This is a genomic window from Frankia canadensis, from assembly GCF_900197875.1.
Lineage (GTDB): Bacteria > Actinomycetota > Actinomycetes > Frankiales > Frankiaceae > Frankia > Frankia canadensis.
In genome coordinates, this window is the sequence record NZ_FZMO01000212.1 from 19,027 (window position 1) to 45,666 (window position 26,640).

Annotated in this window: 21 protein-coding genes; 9 read left to right on the plus strand and 12 right to left on the minus strand. The window is 72.6% G+C overall.

Going from position 1 to position 26,640, the window contains the following annotated elements; all coding sequences use genetic code 11:
- Positions 1-6 precede the first annotated feature (6 nt).
- Positions 7-225, minus strand: coding sequence for a hypothetical protein (locus C1A33_RS17200; protein ID WP_009742848.1), 219 nt, complete (start codon positions 223-225; stop codon positions 7-9).
- A gap of 453 nt (positions 226-678) precedes the next feature.
- Here C1A33_RS17200 and npdG point away from each other — a divergent pair, with 453 nt between their 5' ends.
- A complete protein-coding gene (gene npdG, locus C1A33_RS17205) occupies positions 679-1,362 on the plus strand; it encodes an NADPH-dependent F420 reductase (protein ID WP_101832499.1) in 684 nt (227 codons plus the stop codon).
- Positions 1,363-1,372: 10 nt separating this feature from the next.
- Positions 1,373-2,125: a helical backbone metal receptor gene (locus tag C1A33_RS17210; RefSeq protein ID WP_101832500.1), complete on the plus strand. Its 753-nt coding sequence runs from the start codon at positions 1,373-1,375 to the stop codon at positions 2,123-2,125.
- A 108-nt stretch (positions 2,126-2,233) separates the two neighbouring features.
- Here C1A33_RS17210 and panB read toward each other — a convergent pair whose 3' ends face one another.
- Complete coding sequence (gene panB / locus C1A33_RS17215) at positions 2,234-3,142, minus strand: 3-methyl-2-oxobutanoate hydroxymethyltransferase (protein ID WP_101832501.1); 909 nt, start codon at positions 3,140-3,142, stop codon at positions 2,234-2,236.
- Positions 3,143-3,482: 340 nt separating this feature from the next.
- Here panB and C1A33_RS17220 point away from each other — a divergent pair, with 340 nt between their 5' ends.
- Positions 3,483-4,463, plus strand: coding sequence for a TetR/AcrR family transcriptional regulator (locus C1A33_RS17220; protein ID WP_101832502.1), 981 nt, complete (start codon positions 3,483-3,485; stop codon positions 4,461-4,463).
- A 148-nt stretch (positions 4,464-4,611) separates the two neighbouring features.
- Positions 4,612-6,588 (plus strand): threonine--tRNA ligase, encoded by a 1,977-nt coding sequence (thrS, locus tag C1A33_RS17225; RefSeq protein WP_101832503.1) that lies wholly within the window; start codon positions 4,612-4,614, stop codon positions 6,586-6,588.
- Between the two features lie 51 nt (positions 6,589-6,639).
- Here thrS and C1A33_RS17230 read toward each other — a convergent pair whose 3' ends face one another.
- Positions 6,640-9,519 carry a helix-turn-helix domain-containing protein gene (locus C1A33_RS17230; RefSeq protein ID WP_165818444.1) on the minus strand — a complete coding sequence of 960 codons (2,880 nt, stop codon included), beginning with the start codon at positions 9,517-9,519 and terminating at the stop codon, positions 6,640-6,642.
- 452 nt (positions 9,520-9,971) lie between these two features.
- Between C1A33_RS17230 and C1A33_RS17235 the strand changes: the two genes are divergently transcribed.
- From C1A33_RS17235 to C1A33_RS17245, 3 genes are all read left to right on the plus strand, one after another.
- Complete coding sequence (locus C1A33_RS17235) at positions 9,972-10,523, plus strand: fascin domain-containing protein (RefSeq protein ID WP_101832505.1); 552 nt, start codon at positions 9,972-9,974, stop codon at positions 10,521-10,523.
- A 349-nt stretch (positions 10,524-10,872) separates the two neighbouring features.
- Positions 10,873-12,231, plus strand: a complete 1,359-nt coding sequence (locus tag C1A33_RS17240) for a glutamine synthetase family protein (protein ID WP_101832506.1) — start codon at positions 10,873-10,875, stop codon at positions 12,229-12,231.
- Between the two features lie 37 nt (positions 12,232-12,268).
- Positions 12,269-15,424 carry a bifunctional [glutamine synthetase] adenylyltransferase/[glutamine synthetase]-adenylyl-L-tyrosine phosphorylase gene (locus C1A33_RS17245; RefSeq protein ID WP_243407647.1) on the plus strand — a complete coding sequence of 1,052 codons (3,156 nt, stop codon included), beginning with the start codon at positions 12,269-12,271 and terminating at the stop codon, positions 15,422-15,424.
- Positions 15,425-15,535: 111 nt separating this feature from the next.
- On the opposite strand, the gene glnII is transcribed toward C1A33_RS17245, so the two are convergent.
- Entirely contained in the window at positions 15,536-16,600 is a 1,065-nt protein-coding gene (gene glnII / locus C1A33_RS17250; protein ID WP_101832508.1) for a glutamine synthetase GlnII, read from the minus strand.
- A 348-nt stretch (positions 16,601-16,948) separates the two neighbouring features.
- On the minus strand, positions 16,949-18,373 hold the full coding sequence (gene glnA, locus C1A33_RS17255; RefSeq protein ID WP_101832509.1) for a type I glutamate--ammonia ligase: 1,425 nt from the start codon (positions 18,371-18,373) through the stop codon (positions 16,949-16,951).
- A 182-nt stretch (positions 18,374-18,555) separates the two neighbouring features.
- Here glnA and C1A33_RS17260 point away from each other — a divergent pair, with 182 nt between their 5' ends.
- Positions 18,556-19,038 (plus strand): RDD family protein, encoded by a 483-nt coding sequence (locus tag C1A33_RS17260; RefSeq protein WP_101832510.1) that lies wholly within the window; start codon positions 18,556-18,558, stop codon positions 19,036-19,038.
- 149 nt (positions 19,039-19,187) lie between these two features.
- On the opposite strand, the gene C1A33_RS17265 is transcribed toward C1A33_RS17260, so the two are convergent.
- The 5 genes from C1A33_RS17265 to C1A33_RS17285 form a co-directional block, all read right to left on the minus strand.
- A complete protein-coding gene (locus C1A33_RS17265) occupies positions 19,188-19,943 on the minus strand; it encodes a DUF4191 domain-containing protein (protein WP_101832511.1) in 756 nt (251 codons plus the stop codon).
- Positions 19,944-19,997: 54 nt separating this feature from the next.
- Positions 19,998-20,276: a hypothetical protein gene (locus tag C1A33_RS17270; protein WP_101832512.1), complete on the minus strand. Its 279-nt coding sequence runs from the start codon at positions 20,274-20,276 to the stop codon at positions 19,998-20,000.
- An 85-nt stretch (positions 20,277-20,361) separates the two neighbouring features.
- The gene (gene lipA, locus C1A33_RS17275) at positions 20,362-21,348 is read right to left on the minus strand and encodes a lipoyl synthase (RefSeq protein WP_101832513.1); all 987 of its coding nucleotides are present in this window, start codon (positions 21,346-21,348) and stop codon (positions 20,362-20,364) included.
- Positions 21,345-22,043 carry a lipoyl(octanoyl) transferase LipB gene (lipB, locus tag C1A33_RS17280; RefSeq protein ID WP_101832514.1) on the minus strand — a complete coding sequence of 233 codons (699 nt, stop codon included), beginning with the start codon at positions 22,041-22,043 and terminating at the stop codon, positions 21,345-21,347. Before lipB ends, lipA begins: the two co-directional genes overlap by 4 nt.
- Before the next feature lie 10 nt (positions 22,044-22,053).
- The gene (locus C1A33_RS17285; RefSeq protein WP_101832515.1) at positions 22,054-22,785 is read right to left on the minus strand and encodes a Type 1 glutamine amidotransferase-like domain-containing protein; all 732 of its coding nucleotides are present in this window, start codon (positions 22,783-22,785) and stop codon (positions 22,054-22,056) included.
- Between the two features lie 182 nt (positions 22,786-22,967).
- Between C1A33_RS17285 and C1A33_RS17290 the strand changes: the two genes are divergently transcribed.
- The gene (locus C1A33_RS17290; protein WP_243407645.1) at positions 22,968-24,761 is read left to right on the plus strand and encodes a protein kinase; all 1,794 of its coding nucleotides are present in this window, start codon (positions 22,968-22,970) and stop codon (positions 24,759-24,761) included.
- A gap of 53 nt (positions 24,762-24,814) precedes the next feature.
- On the opposite strand, the gene C1A33_RS17295 is transcribed toward C1A33_RS17290, so the two are convergent.
- Positions 24,815-25,726 (minus strand): TIGR01777 family oxidoreductase, encoded by a 912-nt coding sequence (locus C1A33_RS17295; protein WP_101832516.1) that lies wholly within the window; start codon positions 25,724-25,726, stop codon positions 24,815-24,817.
- Positions 25,727-25,820: 94 nt separating this feature from the next.
- The coding region (locus C1A33_RS17300; protein ID WP_243407646.1) for a 2-oxo acid dehydrogenase subunit E2 at positions 25,821-26,640 on the minus strand (820 nt) is incomplete at its 5' end.

Here is a 26,640-nt window from a genome sequence, read left to right on the forward strand (position 1 = left end):
GTCCGCTCAGGACGGTGTGTACGGCCCGAGGCTCGGCATGCCGTTGGACGGCGCCGACGTCGGCACTCCGCCGACTCCGCCGACTGCCTGCGTGCTGCGCTCGGCCAGTGTCTCGCCCACCTTGCGGGCGATCGCCTCCATCAGGCGCAGCGCCTGCGGCAGCGACAGGTTCAGCACCACTTCGCTGTCGTTCGTCATCGCGAAGCGAACCGATACGTCCGCCATTGCTCGACCTCTCTCGCCTGACTCGGAAGATCTGCTCGATGCGTGTGAAACCGAACGGTACGGCCCATCTGCGACCAATGCACGGCCGGGGTTGCCGGACGCACCCGAGGTCTCGCTGGACGTACTCGATCGCTCACCTATGGTCGCTGCCCATGGGCTGTAGCTGTCTGTCACGTGCGCTGCTCCTCTGCCGGTAGCGACGTGTGTGGGATCCCGCCGACCCGGTCGGAGGCGTGCCCGGCCGGAGGTGGATCAGTCGGACACGTAGCTGTCCCGTTGTTCATGCATAGTCCCTCATTGCCCTCGGCTGTCCGCGAGGGGGTAGGTGCATGGTGGGTCGTCACGCCAGAGGGTGAACAGCCCGGCTCCCACCGTCCGGGCCCCGTATGAGGTCAGATGTACGCGCGGTCACCGGATCGGGCGCCATGGCGTCGGGTCGGGCAGGATGACAGGGTGACCGCGACACAGCACGTCCCGCCGGACGTCCCCGCCCTGACGATTGGCATCCTCGGTGGTTCCGGGCCGCAGGGGGGAGGGCTCGGCCTGCGCCTGGCGGCAGCCGGGCATCTCGTGCTGATCGGTTCCCGGTCCACCGAGCGTGGCCAGGAGGCCGCCGCCAAGCTCGCCGGGCCCGGCAGGCGCATCGAGGGCGCCGACAACGCCACGGTCGCGGAGCGCGCCGACGTGATCATCGTCGCCGTGCCGTGGGAGGGCCACCGGGAGACCCTCGAGGCGCTGCGCGCCCCCCTGGCCGGGAAGATCGTCATCGACTGCGTGAACCCCATGGGCTTCGACAAGGGCGGCGCGTTCGGCCTGCAGGTACCCGAGGGCAGCGCCGCCCAGCAGGCCGCGGCGGTCCTGACGGACAGCACGGTCGTGGCCGCCTTCCACCACGTCTCGGCGGTACTGCTGGCCGACGAGTCGGTCGAGACCATCGACACCGACGTGCTCGTGCTCGGCGACGACCGGGCCGCCACCGACCTGGTCGCGGCGCTGGCCGAGCGGATTCCCGGCATGCGCGGCATCTACGCCGGCAAGCTGCGCAACGCCGGCCAGGTCGAGGCGTTGACCGCCAACCTGATCTCGATCAACCGCCGGTACAAGGCGCACGCCGGGCTACGTGTCACCGACGTGTGACCGGTACGGCATGTCACGGGACGACCTGGGGCTGCTCGTGGCGGTCCCCGCACGGGTGGAACGGGTCGTCTCGCTTGTGCCCAGCCTGACCGAGTCGGTCGAGGCGACCGCCCCCGGGCTGCTCGTGGGCGCCACCCGCTGGTGCACCCACCCGCCGGACCTCGCCCTCGCCCGGGTGGGCGGCACCAAGAACCCGGACCTCGACGCGATCGTCGCGCTCGAGCCCGACGTGGTGTGCGCGAACGCCGAGGAGAACCGGGCGGCCGACCTCGACGCCCTGCGCGCCGCGGGGCTCGCGGTGTGGGTGACCGCCCCCGTGACCGTCCCCCAGGCGCTCACCAGCCTGGACCGGATGCTCCGGCTGGCCTGCCGCCGCCCGCGGCCCCGCTGGCTGGACGAGGCCCAGGCCGTGTGGGCCTCGGCGGCACCTCCCGGCCCGCGGCGGCGTGCCCTGGTGCCGATCTGGCGCCGCCCGTGGATGGCCGTCGGCCGGGACACGTTCACCGGCGACGTGCTGCGCCGCCTCGGCGTGGACAACGTGCTCGCCGACTCGCCCGCGCGCTATCCGCGCTTCGACCCGGCGGATGTCGCGCCGCACGACCTGGTGGTGCTGCCCGACGAGCCGTACGCCTTCGGCCCGGATGACGGGCCGGAGGCGTTCCACGCGCCGGCGGTGTGCGTCAGCGGGCGCCTGCTGACCTGGTACGGACCGTCGCTGGTGACGGCCCGGGGGCAGTTGGCGGCGGCGCTGGCCCAGGTGTGAGATCGGCCGGCACGGCCGTGCCGGATGCTCGGGCTGGCCCCTCGTGGCCTTCGTGGCCTTCGTGGCCCGAGGGGTCAGCCGGTCATCCGATCAGTCGCCGAGCTCGAGTCAGTAGCTGTGCTCGACCGTCGGGTAGTGGCCGTCGCGCACCTCGTCGCGGTAGGCGCGAGCCGCGGTACCGAGGGCGGTGCGCAGGTCGGCGAAGCGGCGCACGAAGCGGGGCGTGCGACCGCCGCTGAGCCCGGCCATGTCCTGCCAGACCAGCACCTGGGCATCGCAGTCCACGCCGGCGCCGATCCCGACCGTGGCGATGCGCAGTTCCTTGGTGACCCGGGCGGCGAGATCCGCCGGCACCACCTCGAGCACGACGGCGAACGCTCCCGCCGCCTCGATCGCCCGCGCGTCGGCGAGAAGCACCTCGCCGGCCTCGTCACGTCCCTGGACCCGGTAGCCGCCCAGCGTGTGGATGCTCTGCGGGGTCAGGCCCAGATGCCCGATGACCGGGATACCCGCGCCGGTCAGCGCCTCGACCGCGGGGGCGACCCGCGCGCCGCCCTCCAGCTTCACCGCGTGCGCGCCAGCCTCCTTGAGGAAGCGGGTGGCCGTCTCCAGAGCCTGGACGGGCCCGGCCTGGTAGGAGCCGAAGGGCAGGTCGGCGACGACCATCGCGTGCGGCGCGCCGCGCACCACCGCGCGGACCAGCGGGATCAGTTCGTCGACCGTGACCGGCACGGTGGTGTCGTAGCCGTAGACGACATTGGCGGCCGAGTCGCCGACCAACAGGACGGGGATCTCGGCGTCGTCGAACACCGAGGCGGTGGTGAAGTCGTAGGCGGTGAGCATCGCCCACTTCTCACCCCGGCTCTTCGCGGCGGCGACGTCACGGACGGTGAATCGCGAGCGGCGCGGCTGGCGGGGTTCGGCCGGCGCGCCGTACAGCGTCGCCGCCGCGTCCGCGGGAGCCGTCGGGTGGGATGGGGCCGATGTCTCGGGGGAGTTGGTGCCTGACGACGTCATGAGCACTCCTGAGGGGTCCGTCCGGGCGCTGGGCGTCCCGGCGTGCTGTCCATGCTGCCACCGTGGCGCCACCCATGCCGGGCCGCGCCGTGGGCCCGCTGCGGCCGCGCGACCTGGCGGATGGACCCCTCCCCGGGGCGACCCGATCGCCCCACCTGGGCAACCACGGGGCACGACACTCCCGCTGCCATCGACAACGGATGCGTCTGCGGCCGGAGGCACGTATGCTGATCTTGAAATGCGACAGGAACGTGCGGCGCGAACAGGTGGCGGGTGGCCAATCCATGCGGATGCACCGGCATGGCGATGGGACGGGCAGGGCGAGCGGGCGGCGCGTTCCATGACGCTCCAGGACGCGCACCCGCCGCAGCCGCGCCGGCCGTCGGATCGCGCGCCGTCCGGCGTGCGCGGATCGCGGGCGCCCGGGCGGCCCCGCGATCCCCGCTGTGACGAGGCGATCCTCGACGCGGCGCTGCGGGAGCTGGCCACGGCCGGGTTCACCCGGCTGTCGATGGAGGCCGTGGCGGCCAGCGCCGGGGTCGGCAAGGCGACGGTCTACCGGCGCTGGCCGACGAAGGACGCCCTCATCGCCGACGCGCTGGACACGCTGGCCGACGACGTCGAGGCGGTGGAGACCGGCTCGCTGCGCGACGACCTGGTGGCCTGGCTCAACGCGCTGCGCCGGCGCAACATCCAGACGCTGGCCGGGCTGATCATGCCGAAGCTGGCCGCCGAGCGGTCCGCCCACCCGGAGCTGTTCGCCGCCTACTCCCAGCGGGTAGTGGAGCCGACCCGCCGGCACGCGGCCGAGCTGCTGCGGCGCGCCGTCGCCAGCGGGGAGCTCGCCGCCGACGTCGACGTCGACCTCGTCGTGGACATGCTCGTCGGCCCGGTCGTCTACCGGCAGTACATGAGCGGCGACCGGGAGGTGAGTGGCACCCGCATCGGCCGGATCGTCGACGTGCTTCTCGACGGCATCCGCGCCCGTGACGGCGCCGCCCGCGGCGGTGCGGGCGACCCGCCGGAGGGCGACCGTCAGGATGGCGATCCGGGCGAGGACGGTCCGGTCACGGATGGCGGCGCGGGCGAGGGCGGTTCCGGGGAGGACGGCCCAGGCGAGGGCGGGCCGCGCGCGGACGGCACGGTCGACGGTGCCGGGAGAGCCGGTGTCGCGTACCGGGTGGGCGGGCCGTACACCGTCGGTGGCCCCTACCCGGTCGGCGGGTTGTACCGGGTGGGCGATCCCTACCCGGTGGGCGGGCAGAGCGGCGCGGGTCTCTCGTCCGACAACGGCCGGGACGCCGCGGGCTCGTCACCCTGAGTACAAATCCGATGGGAGTCGCGCGCGGGCACGAGTAGCATCGCGGTCGGGCCAGGAAGGCCCGCCGTGGGGCCGCCCGCCGGCTGGCGACACGCCACCCGCGGGGCGAACCCCGCGCACGCGTCCTACCGCATACAGGAGACTCTCGGTGTCCGACGTCCGCGTTACCGTCCAGCATGACCAGCGCAGTGAGTCGCGGGTGGTGCCGACCGGGACGACGGCCGCCGAACTGTTCGCCGAGGACCGTGCCGTCATCGCCGCTCTCGTCGACGACCAGCAGCGTGATCTCGCACACGTCCTGGTCGACGGCGCCGTCGTCGAGCCGATCGCCGTCGACTCGCCGGCCGGCCGCGCGATCGTGCGCCACTCCGCCGCGCACGTCGTCGCGCAGGCGGTACAGGAGCTGTTCCCGGCGGCGAAGCTCGGCATCGGCCCGCCGATCGAGAACGGCTTCTACTACGACTTCGACGTCGAGACCCCGTTCACCCCGGACGACCTGAAGGCCATCGAGAAGAAGGCCCAGGCCATCATCAAGGCCGGGCAGCGTTTCTCCCGTCGGGTCGTCACCGACGAGCAGGCGCGCGCCGAGCTCGCCGACGAGCCGTACAAGCTCGAGCTCATCGGGCTGAAGTCGAGCGCCGGTGACGACGCGGAGGCCAGTGTCGAGGTCGGCGGCGGTGAGCTGACCATCTACGACAACCTCGACGCGAAGACCGGCGAGCAGTGCTGGAAGGACCTCTGTCGCGGCCCGCACGTGCCGAGCACCCGGTCCATCCCGGCGTTCGCCGTGCTGCGCTCGGCCGCCGCCTACTGGCGGGGGAGCGAGAAGAACCCGCAGCTGCAGCGCATCTACGGCACCGCCTGGGAGTCGCGCGAGGCGCTCAAGGACTATCAGACCCGCCTGGCGGAGGCCGAGCGGCGCGACCACCGCCGCCTCGGCGCCGAGCTCGACCTGTTCTCGTTCCCGACCGAGATCGGCCCGGGTCTGTCGGTGTTCCACCCCAAGGGCGGCGCCATTCGCACCGCCATGGAGGACTATTCCCGCCGCCGGCACATCGAGGCGGGGTATTCGTTCGTGAACACCCCGCACATCACCAAGTCGGATCTGTACGAGATCTCCGGGCACCTCGACTGGTTCGCCGACGGCATGTACCCGCCCATGCAGCTCGACGGCGGCACCGACTACTACCTCAAGCCGATGAACTGCCCGATGCACATCCTGATCTACCGGTCGCGCGGCCGGTCGTACCGGGAACTGCCACTGCGGCTGTTCGAGTTCGGCACCGTCTACCGGTATGAGAAGTCCGGCGTGGTGCACGGCCTGACCCGGGTGCGCGGGCTCACCCAGGACGACGCCCATCTGTTCTGTACCCGCGAACAGCTGCCCACCGAGCTCGACAGCACACTGACCTTCGTTCTCGGCCTGCTGCGCGACTACGGCCTCGACGACTTCTACCTGGAGCTGTCGACTCGTCCCGAGGGCAAGGCCGTCGGCACCGACGAGGAATGGGCCGAGGCGACCGACCTGCTACGTGAGGCCGCGCAGAAGCAGGACCTCGAGCTCGTCATGGACCCGGGCGGCGGCGCGTTCTACGGCCCGAAGATCTCCGTGCAGGCCCGTGACGCGATCGGCCGCACCTGGCAGCTGTCCACCATCCAGGTCGACTTCCAGCTGCCGCAGCGCTTCGACCTGGAGTACCAGGCCGCCGACGGCACCCGTCAGCGCCCGTTCATGATCCACCGGGCGCTGTTCGGGACGATCGAGCGCTTCCTCGCGATCCTGCTGGAGCACTACGCCGGCGCCCTGCCGCCGTGGCTCGCCCCCGTGCAGGTCGTCGGCATCCCGATCACCGACGAGCACGTCCCTTACCTGGACGACGTCGCGGCGCGCCTGGCCGCCCGCGGCATCCGGGTGGAGGTCGACGCCTCCGACGACCGGATGCAGAAGAAGATCCGCACCGCGCAGAAGCAGAAGGTCCCCTTCATGCTGCTGGCCGGCGACGACGACGTGGCCAAGGGCGCGGTCTCCTTCCGCTTCCGCGACGGCTCCCAGCGCAACGGCGTCCCCGTCGACGACGCCGTTACCGAGATCCTTGACGCCGTCGACCGCCGCCTGCAGGTCTGACCGCCGCCTGCAGGTCCGACAACGGTCCTGACTGGACGCCGCCCGCAGGGTTCACAGCGCCGTGGCGCCGGCCGTCAACCGAACCAGTGCGTGCCGGCTGCGGGCTGCCCAGTGCGGGGCGCCCAACCGCGTGGCGACCGCGACCGCCCGCTGGAAGTGGTTCACCGCGCTGGACGGCCAGCCACAGAACGCCGCCAGCTGGCCGAGTGTGTGATCGACGGGGCCGACGGCGACATGCCCGTGCACGAGCTCGGGAAGGTGACCGGCGTAGCCGGTCAGGCTGTCGTAGCAGGCGGCGGCCACGTTGCGGACGCCGAGCAGGACCGCGTTCTCGGCCCGGAAGACCATCCACAACAGCCAGTAGTAGTCCCGTCGTACGGGGATCTGGGGGGTCCAGCAGGCACGGGCCTCGGCGAGGCGGCCGGCTCCGATCAACAGGCGCGTGTAGGGCTCGGCGATGGCCTGGCCCAGCTGGTCGTAGACCGGCCGGGCCTCGTCGGCGAGCGTGCTCATCCGGGCCGCCGACCCGGATCCGCCGCGCGCATGCTCGACGCAGAAGCGCACCAGCAGGTCGAAGGTGTGGGAGTTCGGGTCGCCGACGGCCCGCAGCGCGGCCGAGATCCGAGCGTAGGCATGGTCCGCCTCGTCGAACCTGCCCGCGATCAGCGCCCGCAGAGCCTCGTACATCGCCAGGATGCCCAGGGCCAGCTCGAGCTGACCGCTCGTCGCATGCTCCACGGCTCGGTCGACGTGCCACTGCGCTCGTTCGAGTTCATGGCGGTCGAGGGCGGCCATGAACAGAATCTGGTGGCCCTGGGCCTGGTAGCCGGTCAGCCCCGCCGCGGTCGCGGTGGCGAGCTGCTCGCGGCCGACAGCCTCGAGGTCGGCACCCCCGTCCGGATCAAGGGTGGTCGCGATGTAACAGGCGTTCAGCGCGCGGCACAGCACCAGCGGGTCGTCCAGCCGGCGGGCGATGGCGGTGGCCTGTGAGCTGGCCAGCTGGGTACGGTCCGGATCGCTCGCGTCGACCTCGAACGCCAGGGTGGTCAGCAGGTGGCAGCGCAGGCGGTCGTCCTGCCCTGCTGGTCCGGCCAGCGCCCGCTCCAGGCCCGCGACCAGCGCCGCATCCACCTGCTGGTAGGCGTGCACCGTCCACAGCGCCGGGGCGTCGAAGGCCGCGTAGGCGCGTGCGATCTCACGCGGGTCGGCGGCTGCCCGCGCCGCCTCGACCGCGCGCAGCCGGGTGACCCTCGCCGCGATCACATTGCCGGCGTGCGCCTGCGCGGACACCAGGGAGCGGAGCAGGTCGAGGTGAAGCGCCTGGTTGGTCGTCCCTGGGGCGCCACTGGTGAGCTCGAGGACGGACAGGGCACGCGCCAGCAGGGCAGAGGCTTCCTGATAGGCGGCCAGCGACGACGCGACCCGGGCGGCCCGCCCCGCGAGGATGGCCGCCGCGCGGGCGGTCGAGGGGGTGGCCGCGGCGAGAGCGTGATGTGCCAGCGTGGCAGTGTCGGCGCCAGCACGGTGAAGCACCTCGGCCGCCCGGCCGTGCAGGTGGACCCGCCGCGCCAGCGAGATCTCCTCGTAAAGCACGTCGCGGACCATCGCGTGGGTGAACCGGACCTGACCGGGGCCCGGCTCGTACACCAGGCCCGACCGGAGCGCGGCCTCCACGGCGTCGATCACCGCTGGCACCGCGGTCGGTCCGAGCTCCGCCAGCACACCGACATCGGCATCCAGACCCAGGATCGCCACCGAGCTCAGCACCGTTCTGGTCCCGGGCATCAAGCTGGCCAGCCGAGCCCGAAGCACCTGGCGGACGCCGGCGGGGACCGTCCGGGTGGCCGCTTCGATGCCGTCGGCCCGGATGAGGCGGCCAAGCTCGGACACGAACAGCGGGTTGCCGCCGGTGCGGACGGCGATCGACTCGGCGACGTCCCCGCCGACCTCGCTTCCACTGGTGCGTTCCAGCACGGTGGCCACGTCGGCGGGCGAGAGCCCGGGCAGCTCGACCAGGTCACTGCGGGAACCGGCCAGCGCCCCCTGCGTGGCCCGCAACTCGGCGGTGATCTCCGTCGCGCGGTAGATCGCGAGGACGAGGACCGGACGTCCGATGAGCTCGGCGTGCAGGTAGCGCAGTAGCTGCAGCACCTCGCCGCGGTCCCGGTGGAGGTCGTCGAGGACGACCAGCTGTGGGCACCGCTCGATGGATCGGGCCACCAGGTCGCCGACCGCGCGAGCCGCCCAGAACAGGGCCTCGGGCACGGCGTCCGGCCCCTGGGCGTGGTGACGCGTGAGCGCGGCGAGCGGACCGCCGTCGGACGCCGCCGCGGCGGTGCCGGCCCCATCCGCCGCGGACGCGGTCAGACCCAGCAGCGTGCCCGCCACCTGCGCCCACGCCCATGCCGGCGGGGCCCCGTCGACCTCGGGGCAGCGCCCCCAGGCCACCTGCCATCCCCACTTCGCCAGGATCCGCGCGCCGGCCCGGGCGAACGTCGTCTTGCCGCCGCCGGCCTCGCCCGTCACCCACAGCACCCGCAGGCCGTTTGTGAGCGCGGCGGTCGCGGCCGCGGACAGGCTGGCCAGTTCCGGGTCCCGCCCGACGCATGCCGCCGTCTCGGGAGTGCCCTCGGCCGGGAGCTCGAACCCGCCGCGCTCACCGGCCCGGTGGTATGAGCCGGCGGCGGCGGGCTCCGTTGCCGGTTGCACCGAGCCCTGCGCCAGCAGGCCGACCAGCGTGCCGCCGGTCCGCAACGCCTGGTCACACTGGCGGGCGACACCTGGCGTGAGCGGCTTCTCGCCGTTCTCGATCTTACTGAGGTATCCCTTGCTGTAATGCGTCATCCGCGCCATCGCGGCGAGCGAGACCCCGCGCTCGGTGCGCAGCCGCCGCAGCTGGGCCCCGGCGTCCGCGTTCTGCTGCTGCGTCATGGTGTCCGGCATCCTCCGCCGGGAGACGGTGCGCCGCGCCAGCCGGATCCGCCCATGAACCGCGACGTCGCCCAGACGGTGTATGCGTCACCAGATGACCACTGATCAGGTATGTGTGACACCGATTCTGTCGAGTCATGTCCCGCCAGGGACTGGATGGTCGTAGAACGGCACTGTCGTGATGCGGACAGGGCGGCGGATCGGGACGGCCTGTCCGGCGACTCGGCCCGCTCGGGGGTTGCCCCTCCGGTGGGGTTTCCCGGGGCACCGGGCAACCGGGAAACCGTTGATCGACCAGACCGGCGTCGACAGGCTGAGTCACGGCGCTCCACTCGCGGCCGTACGCGGGCCCCGGACTCGAACCACGCGCGCCGCTTGTTCGTGACCGCCCAGCGGTCAGGACATCGTCCTCTCCGAGGAAAGGAATTCGAGCTGTGAGGTCAAGACGCTTCATGGCGGCACTGGGTGCCTTGTCGGTACTCGCCGCCCTCTTGTTGCTGAATCCGGCGAAGGCCGAGGCGGCGGTCTGCTCCCAGGCCACCATCGAGGCAACATTCAGTACTGGAACCCTGTACGTCTCGACCGAGATCGGCGGGACGGGCGACCGCCAGAACCTTCTTCGCGCCCGCGCGGGCGCCGTCGGACCGTGGGAGAAGTTCAACATCTGCTTCTACGACGGCTACGAAACGATCGCGTCGGTCGCGAACAACAGGTATGTCTCGGCGGAGAAGAACCTGACCGGGGAGTACTATCGATCGCTTCGCGCCCGGGCGACCGAGATCGGCCCCTGGGAGAAGTTCACCATCTCATGTCCTGGAACAGCTGCTCCCCGGGACTGCACGATATTCTCCCAGGCGACCCAGCGGTACGTCTCCGTCGAGAAGTCGGGCGTCTCCGGTCAGAACCAGGGGGTGCTGCGCGCGCGAGCGTCCTCGGTCGGCCCCTGGGAGATCGTGCGGATCTGGGGTGTGTCGGAGTCGTCGTCGAGACGGCTTGAACCATGAGCTGATGGAGATCGCGGGCTGCGCTCGTCGAGAGGCCCGGGAACGGGCCGGGATCGTCCCGGCGTCGCGTTTCCGGGCCTCTCGGTCGTTCGGTCATCCCTGCGCCTCCACGCCTCCACCCGCGGTCGGTGGCCACCCGGCCTCACCGGGCGGGCATGAGGTCGTCGCGGGCACGTCGTGGACGTTCGCCTGAGGACCTCCGCCTCCCTGGTCGCGGGTGGGCTGTCGGTGGGCCGCCGGCGGCGACATCGGGCCACGTTGGTGGGGTGGGGTCGCTATGGTCGGGTGAGGGGTACCACGTGGGCGGGCGGCCCGTATGGTCGAGTCCTCACCTCAGCGTGGAGGCGTCATGGACAAACAGCAGGAGTTCGTACTGCGGACTCTGGAGGAACGGGACATCCGCTTCGTGCGGCTGTGGTTCACCGACGTGCTCGGCTACCTCAAGTCCGTGGAGATCGCGCCCGCGGAGCTGGAGGGGGCGCTCGCCGAGGGCATCGGGTTCGACGGGTCGGCGATCGAGGGGTTCGCCCGGGTACACGAGGCGGACATGCTCGCCCGGCCCGATCCGTCCACGTTCCAGGTGCTGCCGTGGCGCGGGGAGCATCCGCTGACCGCGCGGATGTTCTGCGATCTGGTCATGCCGGACGGGGCGCCCGCGGCGGCCGACTCGCGCTGGGTGCTGCGCCGGGCGCTGGCCCGGGCCGCGGACGCCGGCTTCACCTTCTACACCCATCCCGAGATCGAGTTCTTCCTGCTGAAGGAGCCGCCGAAGCGCGGCGGCCCGGTGCCGCCGCCGGTCGACGAGTCGGGCTATTTCGACCTCACACCGAACGACATCAGCCACGACTTCCGCCAGCAGGCCATCAGCATGCTGGAGCGGCTCGGCATCTCGGTGGAGTTCAGCCACCACGAGGTCGCGCCCGGCCAGCAGGAGATCGACCTGCGGTACGCGGACGCCCTCACCATCGCGGACAACATCATGACGTTCCGCCAGGTGGTGAAGGAGGTGGCGCTGCGGCAGGGGATCTACGCGACCTTCATGCCGAAACCGTTCGGGGACCAGGCCGGTTCCGGCATGCACACGCACCTGAGCCTGTTCGAGGGCGACCGCAACGCCTTCCACGACCCGACCGACGAATACCAGCTCTCGAAGGTCGCGAAGGCGTTCATCGCCGGACTGCTCGTGCATGCCGCCGAGATCACCGCCGTCACCAACCAGTGGGTGAACTCGTACAAGCGCCTCATCGGCGACCAGCGGCTCGGTGAACTGCTGGAGGCTCCGGCGTTCGTGTGCTGGGGGCACAACAACCGCTCGGCGCTGGTCCGAGTTCCCCTCTACAAGCTGCACAAGTCCCAGGCCACCCGGGTCGAGTTCCGGCTGCCGGACAGCGCGTGCAACCCGTACCTCACCTTCGCGCTGGTGCTCGCCGCGGGCCTGCGCGGCGTCCAGCACGGTTACGAGCTGCCGCCGCCGTCGACCGACGACGTGTGGACGCTCACCGACGAGCAGCGCCGCGAGCGCGGCATCACCGCCCTGCCGGGCTCGCTGGCCGACGCGATCACCGTGATGGAGCGCTCGACGCTGGTCCGCGAGACCCTCGGTGACGAGCTGTTCGAGTTCTTCCTGCGCAACAAGCGGGCCGAGTGGCAGGACTACCGGCGGCAGGTCACCCCGTTCGAGGTCGACCGGTACCTGCCGGTGTTGTGAGCGTGCCGCGATGCGCGCTGTCGACCTCTGGAGCGTGATGGACGGCGGTCCGCGCGCCGAGCCGCCGGTGGACCATCCGCGCGGCAGCTCGGTGTCCGCGCAGCTCGCCCGGCTGGGCTTCACCGAGGTCGACCGAGCGGCGGCGGCGCTGGGCAGGATCGGGCTGGCGAGCGCGGGACGCGTCACAGATCATCCCGTGCTCGCCGAGCTGGCCGCGGCGGCCGACCCTGACCTGGCCCTGGCCGCGCTGGAACGCCTGGTCGACGCCCTCGGCCCGGCCGAGGGTCCGCGACTACTCGACGTGCTGGTCGCTCAGCACGGTCTGCGGCGCCGGCTGTGCGCGGTGCTCGGCGCCAGCCGGGCGCTCGGGGATCACCTGGCCCGTCATCCGGCGGACTGGGCGGTGCTGGCCCCGGACACGCTGGCCACCACCCGGCTGGACGCGGGCGACGCGCGGGCGACGTTGCTGCGGGCGGTCGGCGCCGATCCGGCCGGTCCCGCGCCCCGGGCCGTCGACGACAGCCCGGCCACCCTCGACCTGCTGCGGGTCGCCTACCGACGTGAGCTGCTCGTCGTCGCCGCCCGTGACCTGACCGGCGCGGTGGCTCTCGACGACGCCACCGCCGAGCTCGCCGACCTGGCCGGTGCCGCGCTCGACGCGGCGCTCGCCATCGCCCGCGCCGGCGTCATCCCCGCTGGCATCACCCCTGCCGGCACCGATCCGGCGCTGCCGCCGGTGCGCCTCGCCGTCATCGGGATGGGCAAGTGCGGCGGGCGGGAACTCAACTACGTCAGCGACGTGGACGTGCTGTTCGTCGTCGAGCCTGCCGTCGTCGAGCCTGCCGTCGCGGAACCGGCTGTCGCCGGGTCGGGCGGAGTGACGGATTCCCCGACGGCGGGCGGTCCCGCGGGACCGGAGCGGGCGCTGTGGGTGGGGACGCGGCTGGCCGAGGGGCTGATGCGGGCCGCCGGGCTCGTCACGTCCGCCGGCGCGCTGTTCCAGGTCGACCCCAACCTGCGCCCGGAGGGACGCGACGGCGCCCTGGTGCGCACGCTCGACAGCCACCGCGTCTACTACCGCCGCTGGGCGCGGACCTGGGAGTTCCAGGCGCTGCTCAAGGCCCGGCCGATCGCCGGCGACCTCGCGCTGGGGGCCGAGTTCTGCGCGATGGTCGCTCCGCTGGTGTGGACGGCGTCCTCCCGCCCGGGGTTCGTGGCCGACGTCCGGGCGATGCGCCAGCGGGTCGAGTCGACGCTGTCGCGGACCGAGGCGGAGCGCAATCTCAAGCTCGGGCCGGGCGGGCTGCGCGACGTCGAGTTCGCGGTGCAGCTGCTGCAGCTCGTCCACGGCCGGGCCGATCCGAAGCTGCGGGAGAACTCCACCCTCGCCGCGCTCGACGGCCTCGCCCGCGGTGGTTATGTCGGCCGGCGCGACGCCGCCGGGCTCGCGGAGGCGTACCGCTTCCTGCGGGGCGCCGAGCACCGGCTCCAGCTGCTCCAGCTGCGCCGGGTGCACACCCTGCCGCGCGAACCGGCGGAGCTGCGCTGGCTCGCCCGGTCGATGGGGATGCGCACCGCCGGCGAGTTCGAGGATGCCCGCGCCCGGATCGCGCGGACCGTCCGGTCGCTGCACGAGCGGCTGTTCTACCAGCCGCTGCTGGAGGCGGTCGCCCGGCTGTCGACCGAGGAGATCCGGCTGTCGCAGGCCGAGGCGGCGCACTGGCTCGCCGCGCTCGGCTTCGCCGAGCCGGACCGGTCGTTGCGGCACATCCAGGCGCTGACCAGCGGGGTGAGTCGCACCGCGGCGATCCAGCGGCATCTGCTGCCCACGCTGCTGCCGATGTTCGCCGACGCCCCCGACCCCGACGCCGGCCTGCTGGCCTACCGGCAGGTCAGCGAGGCACTCGGCCGGGTGCCCTGGTATCTGCGGCTGCTGCGGGACTCCGCCGGCGCCGCCGACCGGCTCGCCCGGGTGCTCGCGACCAGCCCGTACGTGGCGGACCTGATGACGCGGGCGCCCGAGTCGGTGCGGCTGCTGCGCACCGAGGCCGATCTCGTCCCGGTGCCGCGCGAGTCGCTGTCCCGTACCCTGCTGGCGATCGCGCACCGCAACCCGGACTGGGAGGACGCGGTCGGCCGGGCGCGGGCGGTGCGCCGTGAGGAGCTGGTCCGGGTCGCCTGCGCCGACCTGCTCGGACTGCTCGACGTCGCCGCCGTCGGGCGGGCGCTCGCCGACGCCGCCGACGCCACCGTCGCCGCGACCCTGCTCGTCGCCCAGCGCCGGGTCGCCGGCGGGGATGACCCGGACGCGCTGCCGGCACGCATCTCGGTGATCGCGATGGGTCGCCTCGGCGGTGCGGAGATCTCCTACGGCAGCGATGCCGACGTGCTGTTCGTGCACGAGGCGCGGCCGGGCCACGGCGCGCAGGAGGCGCAGCGCTCGGCGAGCGAGGTGGTCGGGGAGCTGCACCGGCTGCTCGCGCTGCCGGGCCCGGATCCGGCGCTGCGGTTGGACGCGACGCTGCGGCCGGAGGGGCGCAGCGGTCCGGTGTCGCGCACCCTCGACGCCTACGCCGCCTACTACGGGCGATGGTCGAAGGACTGGGAGTCGCAGGCGCTGCTGCGGGCCCGGCCGCTGGCCGGCGATCCCGACCTCGCCTACCGGTTCTGCCGGCTCGCCGACACGGTGCGTTACCCCTACGCACTGCCGGCGGCAGCCCTCGACGAGATCGTGCGACTGCGCGGAAGGATGCGGGTCGAGCGAGTGCCCCGCGGGATCAGCCCGGAACGCCATCTCAAGTTCGGCCGGGGCGGGCTGACCGACGTGGAGTGGGCGGTGCAGATCCTGCAGCTGCGCCATGCCCGGCAGCTTCCGTCGCTGCGCACCACCTCGACGCTGGACGGCCTGCGGGCGGCGGTCGTCGCCGGTCTGCTGGGTGAGGGGGAGGCCGGGGACCTGCAGGCGGCGTGGCTGTCGTCGTCGCGGATCCGCAATGCCGGCGCGCTGGCCGGGCGCCGGCAAGCCGACGTCATACCGGCGGCGCCGGCGGAGATCGAGGCGACGGCGCGCGCGGCGGGCTGGCCGGCGGGTCAGGCGGACGAGCTGTTCGCCGAGCACCGGCGGCTGGCGCGGCGCGCCCAGACGGTCGTCGAGGACGTGTTCACCCGGGAGCGGACGTCCTGCTTCGGCTGACGGACGTCGGCGGACAGGCCGCGGGCCGGCGCTCACCGAGATCGCGCCTCGGCGAGCGCTGGCCCAGGACTGTCACCTCACGTCGCGGCGTACGCTCCGTTACGGCGTCGCTCAGACCGTCGCGGCGACCGGGGTCGCCGCGCCCTGCTGCTCGGGCACGAACAGGGTCGGCTTGTCGCCGGCCAGCGCGCTGCAGCAGGTGTCGATCATGAGAGCGGAGACCAGGTACGGGTCCATGTTGGCGTTCGGACGACGGTCCTCCAGCCAGCCCTTCTTCGCCTTCTCCACCGCCCACGGGATGCGGATCGACGCGCCGCGGTCGGAGGCGCCCCAGGAGAACTTGTTCCAGGGAGCGGTCTCGTGCTTGCCGGTCAGCCGGTCCTGGATGCCGACACCGTAGTGGGTGACGTGCTCCATGACCCGGGTGCCGAGCGCCTCGCAGCAGGCCACGATGGCGTCCCAGCCGGCCATCGTCTGCTTGGTGGAGAAGTTGGTGTGCGCGCCGGCGCCGTTCCAGTCACCGTCGATCGGCTTCGCGGCGAACGACACCTCGACGCCGTAGTCCTCGGCGATGCGGTGCAGCAGCCAGCGGCCCAGCCAGATCTGGTCGCCGATGGCGGGCGCCGGCACAACGCCGATCTGGAACTCCCACTGGCCCATCATGACCTCGGCGTTGGTGCCCTCGATCGCGAGGCCGGCGTCGAGGCACGCCTGGGTGTGCTTCTCGACGATCTCGCGACCCGGCATCTTCGAGCCGCCGACGCCGCAGTAGTACGGGCCCTGCGGGGCAGGGAAGCCGACCTCGGGCCAGCCGTAGGGACGGCCGTCCTTGAAGAAGGTGTACTCCTGCTCGATGCCGAACATCGGCGACATGTCGGCGTACTTCTCGGCGACCGAGCGGCTGAACGCCCGCGTGTTCGTCGGGTGGGGCGTGAAGTCGGTCAGCTCGACCTCGCACAGCACCAGGATGTTGTCGCCGCCCCGCAGCGGGTCGGGGGTGACGTAGACGGGACGCAGCACGCAGTCCGAGTTCGATCCCGGGGCCTGGTTGGTGCTCGAGCCGTCGAAGCCCCAGATCTCCGGCTCCTTGCCGTCCTTGATGATGCGCGTCTTGCTGCGCATCAGCGGCTCGGGCTCGGTGCCGTCGATCCAGATGTACTCGGCCTGATAACTCACTCAATACTCCCCGTTGTTGGTCCTGCACGGTACGGAGCGACTTCATGATCGGCCGGGGGGAGGCCGACCCGGGCCGCGATGACGGGAGGGTTCGGTCGGAGCTTTGTCGGGTCGCGTTACCGAGTCGTTCCACGATTGTTAATTCTTCGTCTCTCGCAGGTCGCCGGCGGTAGCGGTCCCGGCACCGGGCCGGCACCATCGGGATGCGCTCGGCCGGGCTGTACCAAAGTGGCGCGCGGGCATTTCCGAAAGCCTCCCGTGGCCCCGTGCGAAAGGCCCCTCACCGCACGACGAAGGCCCCGTTCCCATGATGCCGGAACGGGGCCTCGGCCTCGTGCGGCGGCCCGGTCAGATGTCGTAGTAGAGGGTGAACTCGTACGGGTGCGGGCGCAGCCGGATCGCGTCGACCTCGTTACGCCGCTTGTAGTCCAGCCAGGTTTCGATGAGATCGGTGGTGAACACGTCGCCCTCGCGGAGGAACTCGTGGTCCGCCTCGAGCGCGTCGAGCACCTTCTCCAGCGAGCCGGGAACCTGCGGGACGGCGGCCAGTTCGTCCGGCGGGAGCTCGTAGAGGTCCTTGTCGATCGGCTCCGGCGGGTCGATCTTGTTGCGGATTCCGTCGAGGCCGGCCATGAGCATGGCCGCGAACGCCAGATACGGGTTGCAGCTGGGGTCAGGGACCCGGAACTCGACCCGCTTCGCCTTCGGCGAGTCGCCGCCGAGCGGGATCCGGCAGCACGCGGAGCGGTTACGCGCCGAGTACACCAGGTTGACCGGCGCCTCGTAGCCGGGAACGAGCCGGCGGTAGGAGTTCGTCGTCGGGTTGGTGAACGCGAGCAGGGCCGGCGCGTGGTGCAGCAGGCCGCCGATGTAGTAGCGCGCGATGTCGGACAGGCCGCCGTAGCCGTTGGCGCTGTAGAACAGCGGCTCGCCGTCCTTCCACAGGCTGGAGTGCACGTGCATGCCGGAGCCGTTGTCCTCGAACAGCGGCTTGGGCATGAACGTGACGGTCTTGCCGCGTTCGCGGGCGACGTTGCGGATCACGTACTTGTAGAGCATCAGGTTGTCGGCGGTCTTCAGCAGCGTGTCGTAGCGGATGTCGATCTCCGCCTGGCCCGCGGTGCCGACCTCGTGGTGCTGCATCTCGACGGTGATGCCGGTCTCGTAGAGCACCCGGGTCATCTCGGAGCGCAGGTCGGTGAAGTGGTCGGTCGGCGGAACGGGGAAGTAGCCGCCCTTGAACCTGGGCTTGTAGCCGAGGTTGCCGCCCTCCTCCTTGCGCGCGGTGTTCCACGCGGCCTCGACCGAGTCGACCTGATGCAGCGACCCGTACGGGTTGTAGTCGTACCGGACGTCGTCGAAGATGTAGAACTCCGCCTCCGGGCCGAAGTACGCGGTGTCGGCGATGCCGGTGCCGCGCAGGTAGGTCTCGGCCTTCTTGGCGATGTTGCGCGGGTCGCGCGAGTACTGTTCCTTGGTGATCGGGTCGTGGATGAAGAACGTCATGGCGAGGGTCTTGTGCTCGCGGAAGGGGTCCACGAACGCGGTCTGCGGGTCCGGCAGCAGCAGCATGTCGGACTCGTGAATGGCCTGGAAGCCGCGGATCGACGAGCCGTCGAACATCAGCCCGTCGGTGAAGACCGACTCGGCGAAGACCTGGGTCGGAATCGTGAAGTGCTGCATGATGCCGGGCAGGTCGCAGAACCGTACGTCGATGAACTGAACTTTTTCGTCGCGGATATAGCGGAGCACGTCCTCGGCTTTGGTGAACATTCGTCCTCCAGCGTTCCCGTCACGCTTCTGGGCCTGTGGGTCACGGCATGTCGGGGTGTCTTTCGTCACGTCCGGGCAGGCATATGACATCACAAAGCCGTTTCGGTCATGTTACAACGGCCGACGTTATCACCCTTGGTGAGCTGTTGGGTGCAGCTTGGTGTGGCGCATAAGCTTGCGTCGTGGGACGAGCACTAGGTGGCTGGCTCGAAGGACCGGGTCTGCCGCGTGACACGCCGCCCGGGGCCCGGCTGGGCCTTCCGGAGCACGGCCGGGGATCCGTCGTGGGCTTCGGCCCGCGGCTCGGCGCCTACCTGATCGACGCCGTCGTGGCGAACCTGATCGTCGGCGTGCTGTTCCTGGCCGGCGTGCGCTACTCCGCGGACGTCCGCGGGCTGGCGATCTACCTGGTGTTCCTGCTCGAGGAGTTCCTGCTCGTCAGCACCACCGGCCAGACGATCGGAATGCGGCTGCTGGGCATCCGGGTGATCCGGGTGCGGGATCGCGGGTTGCAGTCGTGGCCCTGGATCGGAGTGCGCACGCTGCTGCTTGCCCTGCTGGTCCCCGTGGTCGTCTGGGACCGGGACCTGCGCGGTCTGCATGACCGGGCGGCCGGAACCGCGATGGTGCGCGACCCCGTCCGCTCCGGCCAGTCCGGCGGCTGACGGCCGGGGGCCGGGGGCCGGGGGCCGGCCTCCGGTTCGGCTGCGCGGGTCGGCGGGTCGGCCAGGCTGGGCGCACGGCGGACCAGCCTGGCCGGATGGACTGTCTCGTGACCTGGATGGATGGTCTCTCGACGGAGCGAGCCGGCCGCTCAGCGCGGGCGGCCGCCGCGGGGGATGTTGCGGGGGATCGGGCCCTTGGGGATCGGCAGGGCGGCGCCGCCGATGGCGCGCAGCCGACGGTCCAGCGCGTCCACCTCGCCGCGGGGCAGGACGCGGCGCATCCGCATCAGCGTGGACTGCAGCTTGGGCAGGGGCGTCTCGCCCTCGCCGGTGCCGATGACGATGTCGGTGACCGGGGTGTCGCCGACAACCCGGCGGATGCGGCGCTTCTCGGCCGCGAGCAGTTCCCGGGGGCCGCGGCCGCGACCCTCGGCGATGATCACGACGCCGGCCCGGGACACGACCCGGTGGACGACGTCCTGATGCCTGTTGATGCCCACCGCGGGGGTGATTCGCCAGTCGCCGCGCATCCGCTCGACCACACCGGCGGCGGCGCCGGGCTTGCCCTCCATCTCCGCGAACGCGGTGCGCTGGACCCGGCGGCTGAACAGGTTCAGCGCGATCACGGCACCGAGCAGAACGCCGATCGGGATCCACAGGTACAGCGGTCCGACGAACAGGCCGAGCACGACACCGAGCACCAGGGGAACGCCCAGACCCGCGAGGGTGATCCAGAGGACCTGCGGATCACGCTGACGAGTGATCTTGAAAACCAGCCAGAGCTGAGCGAGACGGGCCCGGAACCCGGTGCCCTCCTGCGCCGCGGCGCCGCCGCGGCCGTTCGACGACGCGCCGTTCTTCGCCGCTGCGGGTGCAGCGTCCCTCGGCTGTTTCCTCAGTGCCATGTCCGCGAGCCTACGGCCTCGGGACCTCTTCCAGCAGCGACGGTACCGGGGGACTCAGCTTCGCGCGGCGACGACGCTGGCCAGTGCCCGCGGCCCGCCGCGCCGGCCGCGCCGCCGGGCGAGCCGGACCGGTTCGTCGCCGGCCGGTTGGGCGGCGGCGGGCGCCGTGGGTCGGGGCGGGGTGATCTGGACCGGGTCGACCCATCGATAGCTCGTCGTGACGTGCAGGCTGGCGGCCGCTTTCCAGGCGTTGCGCCGGGCGGTCTTCTGACCCCCGTGCGGCAGCACCAGGAGGGTCACCTCTTCAAGGACACTGAACAGTGAGCGGAGCACGGGCGCACACCTCGTGGCTGGAGTCGACAGGTGACGCTACGAGGGGAAGCCTAGCCCGTCCGGGGGAGGGCCACCAGCGTGTCCGTCACTGCCCGTGAGAGTTCTCGGGCACACTTTCGGGGACATCGGACATTGCGCCGTGAGCTGCGTCACGTGCGGTGACAGCCTGCTGGTAGAGGCGCCCCGCACGGTAAGACGAGCGGACGAGCGGGCCGGACATGACGCCGGAGAAGCCGAGCTCGGCGCCCGCGCGCTCCCAGTCGAGGAACTCCTCGGGGCGCACCCAGCGCTCTACCGGGTGGTGACGTGGGGTGGGCCGCAGGTACTGGGTGACGGTGAGCAGCTCACAGCCCGCCGCCCGCAGGTCCCGCATGGCCTCGTGGACCTCGTCGGGGGTCTCGCCGAGTCCGAGGATCAGGTTCGACTTCGTGACGAGGCCGGCGGCGCGGGCCTGGCGCAGCACGTCGAGCGAGCGCTCGTAGCGGAACGCCGGCCGGATCCGGCGAAAGATGCGCGGAACCGTCTCGAGGTTGTGGGCGAGGACCTCGGGCGCGGCGGCGAAGACCTCGTCGAGCTGGTCAGCGTGGCCGCCGAAGTCGGGGATGAGCACCTCGACCCCGGTGCCGGGGGACAGCGCGTGGATCTCGCGGATCGTCTGGGCGTACAGCCAGGCGCCGCCGTCGGCCAGGTCGTCCCGGGCGACGCCGGTGACGGTGGCGTAGCGCAGGCCCATCGTCCGCACCGACTCGGCGACGCGGCGGGGCTCGTCCTGGTCGAGCGGGGTGGGGCGGCCGGAGTCGATCTGGCAGAAGTCGCACCGGCGGGTGCAGACGTCGCCGCCGATCAGGAAGGTCGCCTCCCGGTCCTCCCAGCACTCGAAGATGTTCGGGCAGCCGGCCTCCTCGCAGACCGTGTGCAGGCCGGCGCCGTGGACCAGGCTTTTGACGTCCTGGTACTCGGGGCCGGTGCGCAGCCGGGTGCGGATCCACGGCGGCTTGCGCTCGATCGGGGTCTGCGCGTTGCGGACCTCCAGGCGCAGCAGGGGCCGGCCCTCCGGCACGACGGAGGTCATCGGGCCAGCTCCACACGTCCGACGCGGGCGTGGCCCGCCGGTTCGACGCGGGCGCTGACCCGGTCGCCGAGATGGCGCCCGCCGAGATAGTGGCCGAGCACGTCGAGGGTGTGCCGCTCGACGACCGGGCGGGCGTCGGCGACGGCGACCGGGCGACCGAGCTCGGCGGACAGGCTCGTCACCCCGGCGTCGGCGATGCCGCAGGGCACGATCCGCCCGAAATCGCCGAGGTCCGACGAGCAGGTCAGCGCGAAGCCGTGCGTGGTGACCTGGCGGCGGACCCGCACGCCGATCGCGGCGACCTTGCGGCGGCCGTCCGTCGTCCACACCCCGGTGCGCTCGTCGACGCGGCGGGTCGGCAGGCCGAGCTCGGCGCAGGCGTCGATGAGCGCGTCCTCGAGGGCGCGGACATAGGCGACCACGTCGAGCGGTCGGGGCAGCTTGATGATCGGGTAGCCGACGAGCTGCCCGGGGCCGTGCCAGGTGATCCGCCCGCCGCGGTCGACGTCGACGACCTCCGTGCCGTCGACGGGCCGCTCGAAGGGCTGCGTGCGCCGGCCGGCGGTGTAGACGCTGGGATGCTCGACCAGGATGAGGGTGTCGTCCACCTCGTCGTCCACCCGGGACTCGGCGAGCGCGCGCTGCATGTCCCACGCCTCGCGGTAGGGAACCACGGAAAGCCTCAGAACATCCACGACGGAGAGCCTACGCTTCCCGGCCCGGCAGAAGCCTGGGAACGATCGCGGTCTCCACGGCGCCGCCGTCGGCCCCGCGCTCAACCCGCCAGGCGCGCGCCCCGGGCCGGTCCGCGACGGCCTCGACCAGCTCGTCGCCGCGGAAGTGCAGGCCAACCCCGTCGTCCGTGGCCCAGCCCGCCGGCAGGGTGCCGGCGGCGACGAGCCGCTGGAACAGGGGACGGCGGCCCGCCTCCGAGTCGTAGTGCGGGGTGTTGCTGAACGGCAGCAGCCCCAGCCCGTTCGTCACCGGGCGCAGAACCGGGCCGAACGAGTCGGTGGTGCCGCCGACATGCCAGCACAGCGAGCCGGCCGAGACGCCGCCGAGCACCACGCCGGCCTCCCAGGCCTCCCGCATGATCTCGCCGAGGCCGTGGGCGGCCCAGACCGCCAGCAGGTTCGCCACGCTGCCGCCGCCGACCCACACGACGTCCTGGGCCAGCAGGTGGGCCCGCACGTCCGCGACGCTCGGCATCGGGAACAGGGCCAGGTGCGACACCCGCACGTCGGGGCGATCCCGGTTGAGCGCCGCGTACCCGCGGGCGTAGGCGGCCTGGTCGTCGCCGAGAGCGGTCTGCAGCAGGCAGACGCGGGGACGCGGGCCGGCGGCCGACAGGGCGATCGCGTGGGTCAGGATCGGGCCGACCCGCGCGCCGTAGCGGCCGTCGGGAAGGAATCCACCGCTGGTGGCGAGGATCTGCACCTGCGCATCACTCCTTCGGTCGGGCCACGCGGCCGGGCGGGTCGTAAAAAGTTATCCACAACCGGAGAAAGACCAATGCAACCTCACCCGTTTTGAGCCTAGCGTCGCTACTTGTGACCTTCTCCGACGATTCCGCGGACAGGCCGGCCCGGCGCGTCGGCGGCGCCCCCGAGGTACCGGGGGTGAGCGTGCGTTCCCGCCTGCGGGACGCCGGCGCCGGGGAGATGTGGGCCGGGCAGATCGATCAGTCCGGGGTCGAGTGCGTGGTGCGCCGGGTGCGCCTCGCCCCCGACCCGGTGCTGCGCTCGGCCGCCCTCGGCGCGGCCCGCACACTCGCCGAGCTGGAACACCCGCATCTCGTGCCGATCCTGGCGGTCGTGCCCACCCCGGACGGGCTCGCCCTGCTGACCGAGCCGGTCGTCGGGGCAGTCAGCCTCGCCCGGCTGCTGACGGCCCGCGGCAACCTCGATCCGGGCGAGGTCGTGACCGTCGGCCTGCCGATCGCCCAGGCGCTGGCGGCCGCGCACGCGGCCGGCCTCGTGCACGGCCGGCTCGAGCGGGAGGACATCCTGCTGGAACCGACCGGGCGGCCGGTCCTCGTGGGTCTCGGGGTGGCCTCGCTCGCCGAGGCGGCCCGTCCGGATCCGATCGCGCCCGGCGCGGCCGCCGCGGATGTCCACGATCTCGCCACCCTCCTGTTGGAATCGATGCGGGAGGCGACCGGACCGGACGCGGCCGCCGTCGCCGTGGCGGTGGCGACGGCGCTGATCGACGATCCGATGCGCCGTCCCGCCGCCGGTGATCTCGCCTCCGCGCTGGCCCGCAGCGCGACCCCGCTGCCCGTGCGCTTCGCCGGCGACGCGCACTCCGCCCGCCAGTCCGGCCCGCCGACGGCGCAGACACTGCCGCGGATCGACCGGGTCGACCCGGCCGCGGCCGGGTCGCGGGACCTGCCGGTGGATCCGCCGCGGGACACGCCGGATCCCGGCGACGCCCGACCGAGGCTGCTCGCGGGCGCCCGGCTCGATCCACCGCCCGACGACGCCGACGAGCCCGAGACGACGGCGCCGCGGCGCGGCGTGACCGGGGCCACGGCGGTCGACGCCCGGGAGCTGCTCGACTCCCTGCCTCCGCCGCCGCGGCGCTCGACCTCGCCCCGGCGGTCGCCGCGCGCCACCGGCCGCCCGTCCGGGTCCGCGCCGAGCGGCGCGCCCACCGCCCGCCCCGGCGGATCGTCCCCGGTGGACTCGCTGCTGGACACACCGTCCGGGCCCGGGGCGTCGCCGGACTCGAAGCCGTCGGCCGGCCAGGGCGCGACCGCGAAGCGCCCCGCCCGGCCGGCGGACGGCAGGCGTACCCCCCGGCGCATCGGCGCCCGGCGGCGTCGCTGGCTGCTCCCGGCCACCGCGGGGGTGGGGCTGTTCGCGGTCGTCGTCGCGGCCGTGCTGCTGCTGACGAGCCCCCCCAAGGACCAGGCGACCGAGTCCGCGGGCGGCTCACCACGGCCCACCGCCTCCGCGGCCGGTGCCGCCGGCACCGCGCCCGCGCGGGATCCGACCGCCTCACCGGTCGCCAACCAGACGCCCGAGCAGATCTGGCGCGGCGTGCTCGCCGCGCTCAACACGGCGCGCAGCCGCGCGTTCGAGCAGGCCCAGGAGTCCCTCCTGGCCGAGTCCGACGCCCCCGGCAGCGAGGCGTACAACGCCGACGTCGCCCTGATGCGCCAGGTCGTCGCCCAGAAGGCGCACACCTCGCCGTTGCGGACCGACATCGTCGCCCTCGAGGTGCGTGAGGACGGCGCCGACCGGACCGTGCTGCGCGTCACCGACCGGCTTCAGGCCTACGACTACCTGGACGCGCAGGGAAAGCTCCTCCAGCACCAGGCGGCGCGGGAACCCGAGCAGCACGATCTCGTGCTGGTCCGCACCCAGTCCGGCTGGCGCGTCTCGCAGACTCTCGACGTCACCAGCGGCTGAGCGTCACCAGTGGCTGAGCGCGGCCCGGCCGTCGGGTCCGGGTGCACGGCCGGTCACGAGCGGGCGGCGAGGATCGCCCGCAGCGCCTGGTCGAGGTCGGGGTGGGTGAACGGGAACCCGGCGCCGGTCAGGACGGCGGGAGCGATGCGCTGGGAGGCGAGCGCGACCTCGTCGGCGAAGCCGCCGAGCGCGGCGCGCAGGGCGAGGCGGGGCACCGGCGCGAGCGCCGGGCGGTGCAGGGCGGCGGCCAGCGCCGCGGTGAACCGCGCGTTCGTGACCGGTGCGGGAGCCACCAGGTTCACCGGTCCGCGCACCGACTCCGCCGTGAGCAGGAAGCGAATCGCGTCGACCTGATCGCGCAGGCTGATCCAGCTCAGCCACTGCCGCCCGGATCCGAGCCGGCCGCCGAGGCCGACCCGAAACAGCGGCAGCTGGCGGCGCAGAACCCCGCCGCGCGTCGACAGCACGACACCGGTGCGCAACGTGCAGACCCGCAGGCCCGCGTCGCGGGCCGGCGCGGTGGCGGCTTCCCAGCCGGCGACCAGGTCGGCGATGAAACCGGTGCCCGCGGGCGCCGGCTCGTCGACCGGCCCCGCGTCACCACCCGCCCGCGTGCCGTACCACCCGAGGGCGCTGCCGGACAGCAGTACCCGCGGCGGCGGCGTCAGCTCGGCGAGGGTGCGAGCGAGCAGGTCGGTGCCCCTGATCCGGCTCTCGCGCAGCTCACGCCGGTAGGAAGCGGTCCACCGGTGGTCGCCGATGCCGGCGCCGGCGAGATGGATGGCGGCCTCGGTGCCGGCGAGCGCCGCCGCATCGAGCCGGCCGGCGGCGGGATCCCACCGGATCTCGTCGCCGGCCCTGGGAGGCCGCCGGACCAGGGCCGTCACCTGGTGCCCGTCGCCGCGCAGCGCGGGCACCAGAGTGGAGCCGATCAGACCCGAGGAGCCAGTCATGACGATGCGCATGGTGCACCATCGTGACGCACGCTGGGCCGCCACGGCCGGTCGACGTCCCGGGGCGCGGGGCGCCTGACCGGCCGGGTACGTGCCTCGGCCGGGGCTACAGGCCCAGGTCGGCCTCGAAGGCGCCTTCCTCGAGCCGCCGCTTGATGAAGGTCAGGAAGCGGGCGGCGTCGGCGCCGTCCACGATGCGGTGGTCGTACGTCAGCGACAGGTACACCGACGAGCGGACCGCGATGATCTCGCCGAGCTCGGGGTCGTCGATGACGGCCGGCTTCTTCACCACGATGCCGGTGCCGAGGATGCCGACCTGAGGCTGGTTCAGGATCGGCGTGTCGAACAGGGCGCCGCGGCTGCCGGTGTTGGTGACGGTGAAGGTGCCGCCGCCGAGCTCGTCCGGGGAGATCTTGTTCGCCCGGGTCCGGCTCGCCAGATCGTCGATCTTGCGGGCCAGGCCGGTCAGGTTCAGGTCGCCCGCGCTGTGGATGACCGGCACGACCAGGCCGCGCTCGGAGTCCACGGCGATGCCGAGGTTCTCCTCGCCGTGGTAGGTGACCGTTCCGGCCTCGACGTCGATGCTGGAGTTCAGCTGCGGGAACTCGCGCAGCGCCTCGCAGGCGGCCAGCGCGAAGAACGGCAGGAAGGTCAGCTTGAGGCCCTCACGCGCCTGGAAACCGGCCTTGGCCCGGTCCCGCAGCCGCGCGATGCGGGTGACGTCCACCTCCACGACGGTGGTGAGCTGGGCGCTGATCTGCAGCGACTCCACCATCCGCCGCGCGACCAGGGCGCGCAGCCGGGACAGCTTCACCGTCCGGCCGCGCTCCGGCGTGGAGCTCGCCCTGGCGGCGGGGCTGGCGGCAGGGGGGGTGCTTGTGCGTTCGGTGATGGGCGGAGCCTCGGGCCGGGCGTCGAAGATGACG

Bases quoted from the DNA above. Each gene is read 5' to 3' on its own strand.
- lipA (WP_101832513.1), bottom strand. From the start codon at position 21,348: ATGACCTCCGTCGTGCCGGAGGGCCGGCCCCTGCTGCGCCTGGAGGTC.
- C1A33_RS17245 (WP_243407647.1), top strand. From the start codon at position 12,269: ATGGACGGCGGTCCGCGCGCCGAGCCGCCGGTGGACCATCCGCGCGGC.
- C1A33_RS17265 (WP_101832511.1), bottom strand. From the start codon at position 19,943: ATGGCACTGAGGAAACAGCCGAGGGACGCTGCACCCGCAGCGGCGAAG.
- C1A33_RS17210 (WP_101832500.1), top strand. From the start codon at position 1,373: ATGTCACGGGACGACCTGGGGCTGCTCGTGGCGGTCCCCGCACGGGTG.
- C1A33_RS17240 (WP_101832506.1), top strand. From the start codon at position 10,873: ATGGACAAACAGCAGGAGTTCGTACTGCGGACTCTGGAGGAACGGGAC.
- C1A33_RS17295 (WP_101832516.1), bottom strand. From the start codon at position 25,726: ATGCGCATCGTCATGACTGGCTCCTCGGGTCTGATCGGCTCCACTCTG.
- glnA (WP_101832509.1), bottom strand. From the start codon at position 18,373: ATGTTCACCAAAGCCGAGGACGTGCTCCGCTATATCCGCGACGAAAAA.
- C1A33_RS17230 (WP_165818444.1), bottom strand. From the start codon at position 9,519: ATGACGCAGCAGCAGAACGCGGACGCCGGGGCCCAGCTGCGGCGGCTG.
- panB (WP_101832501.1), bottom strand. From the start codon at position 3,142: ATGACGTCGTCAGGCACCAACTCCCCCGAGACATCGGCCCCATCCCAC.
- C1A33_RS17200 (WP_009742848.1), bottom strand. From the start codon at position 225: ATGGCGGACGTATCGGTTCGCTTCGCGATGACGAACGACAGCGAAGTG.
- C1A33_RS17235 (WP_101832505.1), top strand. From the start codon at position 9,972: ATGGCGGCACTGGGTGCCTTGTCGGTACTCGCCGCCCTCTTGTTGCTG.
- C1A33_RS17220 (WP_101832502.1), top strand. From the start codon at position 3,483: ATGACGCTCCAGGACGCGCACCCGCCGCAGCCGCGCCGGCCGTCGGAT.